Here is a 984-nt window from a genome sequence, read left to right on the forward strand (position 1 = left end):
GCGAGGCTGCATTCAAGCTCCACTGCCGGACAGCCCATTTCGAGGAATTCAATTCGCAGAGCGCGCCGCTCGTCGACACCAAGCTGGTGACGATCTGCGACCTTGTTGTCGAAGCTTCGTCTTGAAGAACGCGTAGGCGCAATGCGCCCCTTGTGGGCGAACGGGAGGGAAGTTCATGTCGGAGCCAAGTCTCAAGGCGCTAGCGTCTCACAGACGCGTCAAGCTCGGGACCCTTGTCGCCGAGTTCGCGACGCCGGGGATAGGCCACATCCTGAAGTCCGCTGGCTGTGACTTCGCCTTTTTCGATATGGAGCATTCGGGCTTCAGCCTGGAAACGGTCAAGAGCGCGATCCGCTATTTCGAGGCGGCCGACCTGCCGGTTATGGTGCGTGTGCCATCGCAGGACTACCATTTCCTCGCCCGCGCCATGGATATGGGGGCCGAAGGATTAATCGCGCCGATGGTGAGTACCGTCGAGCAGGCGCAGCACATCATCAGTTCCATGAAATACCATCCGGCTGGCGCTCGCGGCGTGGCGCTGCAGATCGCGCATGACCGTTACCGTCCGGGCTCGGTTGCAGATAAGTTCGAGGCGGCCAACCAGCGCTCGGTGTTCATCTGCCTGATCGAGACCGCCGACGGCGTCAAGAACATCGACGGCATTGCGGGATTGGACGGCGTCGATTGTCTGTGGGTCGGTCACTTTGATCTGTCGGTCTCGCTCGGCATTCCCGGCGACTTCGCGCACCCGACCTTCATCGCCGCGATGGCCAAAATCGTTTCCGCCGCCAAAAGGCACAACAAGTCGCTCGGGCGCCTGGTGCCCAACGTCCAGCAGGGCCACGAGTTCTACGCACAAGGCTTCGACTTCATTTGTTATTCGGGCGACGTCTGGATACTGCACGACGCGATCGCCGACGCGGTCTCCAAAATCCGGGCCGGGTGCCAGTAAGAACGGAGGAGAGAATGGGCGACCTAAAGTTC

1 protein-coding gene is annotated in these 984 nt (G+C 60.7%); it reads left to right on the forward strand.

Going from position 1 to position 984, the window contains the following annotated elements:
• The first annotated feature begins 175 nt into the window (after positions 1 to 175).
• Complete coding sequence (locus tag EN925_RS37325; protein ID WP_013525325.1) at positions 176 to 952, forward strand: aldolase/citrate lyase family protein; 777 nt, start codon at positions 176 to 178, stop codon at positions 950 to 952.
• Positions 953 to 984: the final 32 nt, after the last annotated feature.

The organism is Mesorhizobium sp. M7A.F.Ca.US.006.04.2.1, from assembly GCF_004022915.1.
In the GTDB taxonomy this organism is placed as follows: domain Bacteria; phylum Pseudomonadota; class Alphaproteobacteria; order Rhizobiales; family Rhizobiaceae; genus Mesorhizobium; species Mesorhizobium ciceri.